This window comes from Cyanobium sp. LEGE 06143 (assembly GCF_015207535.1).
Taxonomy (GTDB): Bacteria; Cyanobacteriota; Cyanobacteriia; order PCC-6307; family Cyanobiaceae; genus NIES-981.
Window position 1 is genome coordinate 1 of sequence record NZ_JADEWP010000134.1, and the last position, 7,051, is coordinate 7,051.

A 7,051-nucleotide genomic window follows, 5' to 3' on the forward strand; every position below is an offset into this window, starting at 1 on the left:
ACCCCCGACCGCCGCCGTCAACTGGTGACCTTCCTGGCCGCCCTTGGCCTCGATCCAGATGGCCCCGGCGGCCCCGGATCGACGGCGGAGGCCCTGGCCCCGGTGGATGAGGCCCTCACCCACACCTCCGCCCGCCTGCCCCGCAACCACGAGCAGCTGGAGTTCCTCGGCGACGCCGTGCTGAGGCTGGCGGCCTCCGAATACCTGCGTCAGCACCACCACGGCCTCAGCGTGGGTCGCCATGCCGCCCTGCGCAGCCAGCTGGTGAGTGACCGCTGGCTGGCGGAACTGGGCCAGGAGTGTGGCGTGGCCAACGTGGCCCTGATCGGTCCGATGGCCCAGGGCGACCGCGCCGGCGAGGCCACCGTGCGGGCAGAGCTGTGCGAGGCCCTGATCGGTGGCCTGTATCAGGCCTGGGGCTCCCTGCAGCCGGTGCACCGCTGGCTCACCCCCCACTGGCACCTCAGTAGCACCACCCTGCTGGCCGATCCCGACCGGCACAACTGGAAGTCGGCGCTGCAGGAGTGGACCCAGGGCCAGGGCCTGGGGCTGCCGCGCTACAGCTGCCGCGAGGCGAGCCCGACCCACGGCGATCCCCGGCGGTTTCACTGCCGCGTGAGCTTCGAGGCGAGCGGGCCGGAACCGGCCGAGGGCTGGGGTGGCTCGCGCCGGGCCGCCGAGCAGGACGCGGCGCGGCTGGCCCTCGCCCGCCTCAGAGCTGCTCGAGGGTGAGCAGGGGCACCGTGACCAGCTTGTCCCAGTTGCCGCCCTCGAACAGCACGGCGGCCCGGTTGCCGCTGATCCGCTGCACGAACCCCTTGTAACCGTTGTAGATCGAGCGCCCGTCACGCACCACCACGGTGCTGCCCGGCAGGATCGGAAGGTCAGTCATGGTGGAAAACCAGCGTGGGGGCCATTATCGGCTGTAAGCGCCAGCGATGACTGCGATCGACGAGCCCCAGCGATGACGGAAACCGAAGAACTGCTGGTGGTGGGCCGCTTGGTGGCGGCCCAGGGGCTGAAGGGCGAGGTGCGGGTGCTGCCCATGAGCGACTTCCCCGAGCGCTTCACCCGGCCCGGCCGCCGCTGGCTGCAGCGGCGCGGCCAGGCGGCCCGCCCCCTGGAGCTGCTCTCTGGAAGGCCCCTGCCAGGTAAGGAGTTGTTCGTGCTGCGCCTGGCCGGGGTCGACAGCCGCGAGGCGGCCGAGGCCGTGGTGGGCGAGGAGCTGCTGGTGCCCGCCAGCGACCGTCCCAGGCTGGCTCCCGGCGAGTTCTACCTGCTGGATCTGGTGGGCCTCGAGGTGCGCCTGCTCGAGGGCGGCGTTGAGGGCGTTGCTGAGAACGGCAGCGGGGCAGGCGCCGTGCTGGGCACGGTCACCAACCTGATCCATGCCGGTAACGACCTGCTGGAAGTGGCCCTTAGCGACGGCCGCCGGCTGCTGATCCCCTTCGTGCAGGCGATCGTGCCGGAGGTGCGGCTGGCCGAGGGCTGGATCGGCATCACCCCTCCTCCAGGTCTGCTTGACCTCTGAAACCTGGCGGGCTGGCCTTGAATGGCGGCACGGCACGACAGCGATGAGCAGCACTCCCAACCTGGTTCCCGTGATCCTCTGCGGGGGCACCGGCACCCGCCTCTGGCCCCTCTCGCGGGCCAGCTACCCGAAGCAGTACTGGGCCCTGGGCGGCAGCGGGGAGGAAACCCTGCTGCAGCAGACCCACCAGCGGCTCACGGGCCTGCCGGGGCTGGCGCCGCCGCTGCTGATCTGCAACGAAGACCACCGCTTCATCGTGGCTGAGCAGATGCGGCAGATCGAGGTGGAGCCCGGTGGTATCCTGCTGGAGCCGATCGGCCGCAACACCGCCCCCGCCGTGGCGGTGGCCGCCCTGCACGCCACGGCTCGCGGCGACGACCCCCTGCTGCTGGTGCTGGCAGCCGACCACGTGGTGCGCGACACCGCCGCCTTCCGCCGCACGGTGGAGGCCGGCCTGGGGGCCGCCATGGCGGGCCAGCTGGTGACCTTCGGCATCGTGCCCACGGCGCCTGAAACCGGCTACGGCTACATCGAGGCCGCCGCGCTCCTGCCCACCGCCGGGACCGCTGACCCCCAGCCGGTGCCGATCGCCCGTTTCGTGGAAAAACCTGACGCCGCCACGGCGGAGAGCTTCCTGGCCTCCGGGCGCTTCACCTGGAACAGCGGCATGTTCCTGTTCCGCGCCAGCGCTGTTCTGGCGGAACTGGAACGCCTGGCCCCCGAGGTGGTGAGCGCCTGCCGCGCCGCCCTGGAGCACGACTCCGCCGACCTCGATTTCCTGCGGCTCGAACGGGAGGCCTTTGCCGGCTGCCCGGGGGTGGCCATCGACGTGGCAGTGATGGAGAAGACCGAGTTGGGCTGCGTGCTGCCCCTGCAGGCCGGCTGGAGTGATGTGGGCAGCTGGAGTGCTCTCTGGGAAACCGCCGACCAGGACGGCGCCGGCAACGTGCTGCGGGGCCGGGTGATCAGCGAGGCCAGCCGCAACTGCTACCTGCGCAGCGAGCACCGGCTGGTGGTGGGCCTGGGGGTGGAAGACCTGGTGGTGGTCGAGACCGACGACGTGGTGCTGGTGGCCCACCGCGACAAGGCCCAGGACGTCAAGACGGTGGTGGGACTCCTGGAGCGGGCCGGCGCCCCCGAGAGCAAGGCGCACCGCAAGATCTACCGCCCCTGGGGCTCCTACGACGGCGTGGTGGAGGGCGAGCGCTGGCAGGTGAAGAAGATCATGGTGAATCCGGGCGCCAGCCTCTCGCTGCAGATGCACCACCACCGGGCCGAGCACTGGGTTGTGGTGAAGGGCACTGCGGTGGTGGAGAAGGACGGCCAGCAGGAGCTGGTGGGCGAGAACCAGAGCACCTACATCCCGCTGGGGGCCCGGCACCGGCTCAGCAACCCGGGCAAGATCCCCGTGGAGCTGATCGAGGTGCAGAGCGGCGCCTATCTCGGCGAAGACGACATCGTGCGCTTCGAAGACCGCTACGGGCGCAGCGATGCCGTGCTCAAGGGCGCCTGATCCCTCAGGAGCAGCTGATCCCTCACTCCACCGTGACGCTCTTGGCCAGGTTGCGGGGCTGATCCACATCCAGGCCCCGATGGGCAGCGATGTGATAACTCAGCAGCTGCATCGGAATCACGGTGAGCAGGGGGCTGAGCAGCTCCGACACCTCGGGGAGCGGCAGCAGCACATCGAACAGGTCGGTGTCGGGCCCCTGGGGCGCCACCCCGATCAACTGGGCATCGCGGGCCTTGGCCTCCTGGGCATTGCTGAGCACCTTCTCGAACACCGGGCCCGGCATCGCGATCGACACCACCGGCACCCGCGAATCGAGCAGGGCGATCGGGCCATGCTTCATCTCTCCGGCCGGGTAGCCCTCGGCATGGATGTAGCTGATCTCCTTGAGCTTGAGGGCACCCTCCAGGGCGATCGGGAAGTTGATGCCCCTGCCCAGGAAGATCACGTCCTGGGTGTCGGCAAACAGATGGGCCAGGGCCTCGCAGCGCTGGTCGTGGTCGTCCACCAGCTGGCGCAGCAGCAGCGGCAGCTGGCGCAGCTGGCCCACCAGCTGGCGCAACTGCTCGGGCTCCCCCACCCCCGGGGCGCCCCCCTGGCGCTCGGCGAAGGCCAGGGCCAGGCCGTAGAAGGCCAGCAGCTGGCCCAGGAAGGTCTTGGTGGCGGCCACACCCACCTCGATGCCGGCGCCGATGTCGAGCAGGTGGGGCACCATGCGGGCCAGGGAACTCTCCGGCCGGTTGGTGATCCCCAGCAGCCGGGCCGCGTAGGCCGGATCGGCCACCTGCTGGCGGCGGTCGCGCTCCATGGCCAGGGCCGCGAGGGTGTCGGCGGTCTCGCCCGACTGGGTCACCCCGATCGTGAGGGTGTGGCGGCTGAGCGGCGGCGGCGCGTAGCGGAACTCGCTGGCATAGAACACGCTGGTGGGGATGCCGGCCAGCTGCTCCAGCAGGTAGGCGCCCACCTGGGCCGCGTGGCGGCTGGTGCCGCAGGCCAGGATCTGGATCCGCTCCACCCCCTCGTAGAGACCCTCGTCGAGGGCCAGGGCCACGAGCCGCGCTCCCCCCTCGGGGGGCAGATGGCGTGCCACCCAGAGGGCGGCGGTTTCAGGCTGCTCATGGATCTCCTTGAGCATGAAGTGGCGGAAGCTGCGCTTGTCCGCCACGTGCTGGGTGCCGCTCAGCAGGCTGGGAGCCCGCTGCACCCGCTGGCCCTCGGCGTTGTACAGCTCGATGCCGAGCGGGGTGAGCAGGGCCACCTCGCCGTCTTCCATCGGCAGGATGGTGCGGGTGAAGCCCGCCAGGGCGGGGGTGTCGCTGGCGCAGAGGAATTCCCCCTCGCCAAGGCCGATCAGCAGAGGGGCAGCGCGGCGGGCCACCACCAGGGCGCCGGGCACCCGGCCCCACACCACCGCCAGGGCGTAGGCCCCCGCCAGCAGCGGCAGCACCTCCTGCACCGCTTGCAGCAACAGCGCCGGCCCCGCCTCAGTGCCCTCGGCCAGAAGCTGGTCGAGCCGCCGCGCTAGCAGGTGGGGAATCACCTCGGTGTCGGTGTCGGAGCGGAACACCACCCCCTCCTGCTGCAGCCCTTCGCGCAGGCTGCGGTGGTTCTCGATGATGCCGTTCTGCACCACCGCCAGCTCGCCGCGGCCGTCGAGGTGGGGATGGGCGTTGCGTTCCTCGGGCTTGCCGTGGGTGGCCCAGCGGGTGTGGCCGATGCCGCAGTGGCCCGGAGCGCCCTGCTGCTCAAAGCGACCCGTGAGGTTCACGAGCTTGCCCTCCGCCCGCAGACAGTGGAGCTGCTCCTCGGGGCCTTCGCCGCGGAGCTCCACGGTGGCGATGCCGGCGGAGTCGTAGCCGCGGTATTCCAGCTGGCGCAGCCCTTCCAGCAGCTGGGGAGCCGCCTCCCGGGAACCGATCAGGGCAACGATGCCGCACATAGGCCAGGGATCACAAAAAAAGCCCGGCGCGGGCCGGGCATGAGCTTATGGGAGCTGCAGGGAAGGCCCAGGCCGGCTGGGCGGCCGCTGAGAACTCAGTAGGCGAGGCCCATGGAGCGGGTGGTCTCGTCGCCCAGATAGACGCGGATCGAGAGGAAGTCGGTGGGGCAGGCGGTTTCGCAGCGCTTGCAGCCCACGCAATCTTCGGTGCGGGGGGAGGAGGCGATCTGGGAGGCCTTGCAGCCGTCCCAGGGCACCATCTCAAGAACGTCGAGGGGGCAGGCACGGACGCACTGGGTGCAGCCGATGCAGGTGTCGTAGATCTTGACGGCGTGGGACATCTGGACTCCGGTGTGCTGAGACTCGGCGTGTGGCAAAGGTACCGAAGCTGTTCGGGTCCGATCGCCCCCGAGGCCGCGGCCGTCATCCTTGTTCATAAGTCGCCCCTCACTGGCGCCTGAGGAGCCCCAGGCGGGACGACCCGTAGAGTGCCTCGACCAACAAAGCGGCCATGTCCCAGGAAGCGATCTTCGAGAAAGTGCGCTCCATCGTTGCTGAACAGCTCAGCGTCGACGCCGCAGAAGTGAAGTCTGAGTCCAACTTCCAGAACGATCTCGGGGCCGACTCCCTCGACACCGTCGAGCTGGTGATGGCGCTGGAGGAGGCCTTCGACATCGAGATTCCCGATGAGGCGGCTGAGGGCATCGCCACCGTGGGGGATGCCGTCACCTACATCCAGGACAAGCAGGCCTGAACCGCTCCATGGTCCAGGGTCTCCAGCGGGTCGTCATCACCGGCCTCGGCGCGGTCACACCGATCGGCAATGACGTCTCCAGTTACTGGGATGGCTTGAGCAGCGGCCGCAACGGCGTGGCGGGGATCACCCTGTTCGACGCCAGCCGCCATGCCTGTCGCTTCGCCGCTGAGGTGAAGCAGTTCGACCCCAGCGGCTGGCTCGAGCCGAAGGAGTCGAAGCGCTGGGACCGCTTCTGCCAGTTCGCGGTGGTGGCGGCCAAGCAGGCCGTGGCCGATGCCGGCCTCCTGATCGACGCCAGCAACGACGAGCGGGTGGGAACGGCGATCGGCTCCGGCGTGGGCGGATTACTGATGATGGAGAGCCAGGCCCACGTGCTGGCCGATCGCGGCCCCGACCGGGTGAGCCCGTTCTGCGTGCCGATGATGATCCCGAACATGGCCACGGGGCTCACGGCGATCGCCCTCGGTGCCAAGGGACCGAGCTCCGCCGTGGCCACGGCCTGTGCGGCGGGCTCCAACGCCATCGGCGATGCCTACCGCCTGATCCAGCTGGGCCTGGCNKMTNCCATSRTSWGNMRKCSGNSCCRMGYCGGMGNNCMCGCCCCTGGGGCTGGCGGGCTTCGCCAGTGCCAAGGCCCTCTCCTTCCGCAACGACGATCCGGCCACGGCGAGTCGCCCCTTTGATGCCGAGCGCAACGGCTTCGTGATCGGCGAGGGCGCCGGCGTGCTGGTGCTCGAGAGCCTGGACCATGCCGAGTCCCGCGGCGCCACCATCCTCGGCGAGGTGGTGGGCTACGGCATGAGCTGCGATGCCCACCACATCACCTCACCTGCCCCCGGCGGCCGCGGGGGGGCCCAGGCGATGCGACTCGCCCTGCGGGACGCCCAGCTTGAGCCGGAGGCGGTGGACTATGTGAATGCCCATGGCACCAGCACCCAGGCCAACGACAGCAATGAGACCGCCGCCATCAGGAGTGCCCTGGGCGAGCGGGCCGGCCAGATTCCGGTGAGCTCCACCAAGTCGATGACCGGCCATCTGCTGGGCGGCAGCGGCGGCATCGAGGCCGTTGCCGCCGTGCTCGCCATGAAGCATGGCCTGGTGCCGCCTACGATCAATTACCTCAATCCGGATCCGGCCTGTGATCTGGATGTCGTGCCCAACCAGGCCCGTGAACGGAAACTCAACGTGGTGCTCTCCAACTCCTTCGGATTCGGTGGCCACAACGTCTGCCTGGCCTTCCGGCGTCTGAGCTGATGGTCCGTTAGCCCCACCGCCCGGCATCGCCTGTTGCGTCGAGCCTGATCACCCTTACCC

The 7,051-nt window shown here is 69.9% G+C and carries 7 protein-coding genes and 1 pseudogene; 5 read left to right on the forward strand and 3 right to left on the reverse strand.

What is annotated here, in order from left to right:
* Positions 1-732, forward strand: a 732-nt coding sequence (locus IQ216_RS09910; RefSeq protein ID WP_228007370.1) for a ribonuclease III family protein, incomplete at its 5' end; no start/stop codon positions are given.
* Here IQ216_RS09910 and IQ216_RS09915 read toward each other — a convergent pair.
* A complete protein-coding gene (locus IQ216_RS09915; protein WP_186698263.1) occupies positions 713-892 on the reverse strand; it encodes an NAD(P)H dehydrogenase subunit NdhS in 180 nt (59 codons plus the stop codon). The genes IQ216_RS09910 and IQ216_RS09915 overlap by 20 nt on opposite strands.
* Before the next feature lie 72 nt (positions 893-964).
* On the opposite strand from IQ216_RS09915, the gene rimM reads away from it, so the two are divergent.
* Both rimM and IQ216_RS09925 read left to right on the forward strand, forming a co-directional pair.
* Positions 965-1,531 (forward strand): ribosome maturation factor RimM, encoded by a 567-nt coding sequence (gene rimM / locus IQ216_RS09920; RefSeq protein ID WP_193815343.1) that lies wholly within the window; start codon positions 965-967, stop codon positions 1,529-1,531.
* Between the two features lie 43 nt (positions 1,532-1,574).
* Positions 1,575-3,044, forward strand: coding sequence for a mannose-1-phosphate guanylyltransferase/mannose-6-phosphate isomerase (locus IQ216_RS09925; protein ID WP_193815344.1), 1,470 nt, complete (start codon positions 1,575-1,577; stop codon positions 3,042-3,044).
* A gap of 22 nt (positions 3,045-3,066) precedes the next feature.
* On the opposite strand, the gene glmS is transcribed toward IQ216_RS09925, so the two are convergent.
* Both glmS and psaC read right to left on the reverse strand, forming a co-directional pair.
* Positions 3,067-4,980, reverse strand: coding sequence for a glutamine--fructose-6-phosphate transaminase (isomerizing) (gene glmS, locus IQ216_RS09930; RefSeq protein WP_193815345.1), 1,914 nt, complete (start codon positions 4,978-4,980; stop codon positions 3,067-3,069).
* 95 nt (positions 4,981-5,075) lie between these two features.
* The gene (gene psaC / locus IQ216_RS09935; protein WP_011295528.1) at positions 5,076-5,321 is read right to left on the reverse strand and encodes a photosystem I iron-sulfur center protein PsaC; all 246 of its coding nucleotides are present in this window, start codon (positions 5,319-5,321) and stop codon (positions 5,076-5,078) included.
* A gap of 170 nt (positions 5,322-5,491) precedes the next feature.
* Here psaC and acpP point away from each other — a divergent pair, with 170 nt between their 5' ends.
* Positions 5,492-5,734: an acyl carrier protein gene (acpP, locus tag IQ216_RS09940; protein ID WP_193815346.1), complete on the forward strand. Its 243-nt coding sequence runs from the start codon at positions 5,492-5,494 to the stop codon at positions 5,732-5,734.
* 8 nt (positions 5,735-5,742) lie between these two features.
* Positions 5,743-6,991, forward strand: a pseudogene (fabF, locus tag IQ216_RS09945) (beta-ketoacyl-ACP synthase II).
* The last annotated feature ends 60 nt before the right edge of the window (positions 6,992-7,051 follow it).

What these genes read in the sequence shown, in the direction of transcription:
- IQ216_RS09915 (WP_186698263.1), bottom strand. Translation starts at nt 892, where the DNA reads ATGACTGACCTTCCGATCCTGCCGGGCAGCACCGTGGTGGTGCGTGAC.
- rimM (WP_193815343.1), top strand. Translation starts at nt 965, where the DNA reads ATGACGGAAACCGAAGAACTGCTGGTGGTGGGCCGCTTGGTGGCGGCC.
- IQ216_RS09925 (WP_193815344.1), top strand. Translation starts at nt 1,575, where the DNA reads ATGAGCAGCACTCCCAACCTGGTTCCCGTGATCCTCTGCGGGGGCACC.
- glmS (WP_193815345.1), bottom strand. Translation starts at nt 4,980, where the DNA reads ATGTGCGGCATCGTTGCCCTGATCGGTTCCCGGGAGGCGGCTCCCCAG.
- psaC (WP_011295528.1), bottom strand. Translation starts at nt 5,321, where the DNA reads ATGTCCCACGCCGTCAAGATCTACGACACCTGCATCGGCTGCACCCAG.
- acpP (WP_193815346.1), top strand. Translation starts at nt 5,492, where the DNA reads ATGTCCCAGGAAGCGATCTTCGAGAAAGTGCGCTCCATCGTTGCTGAA.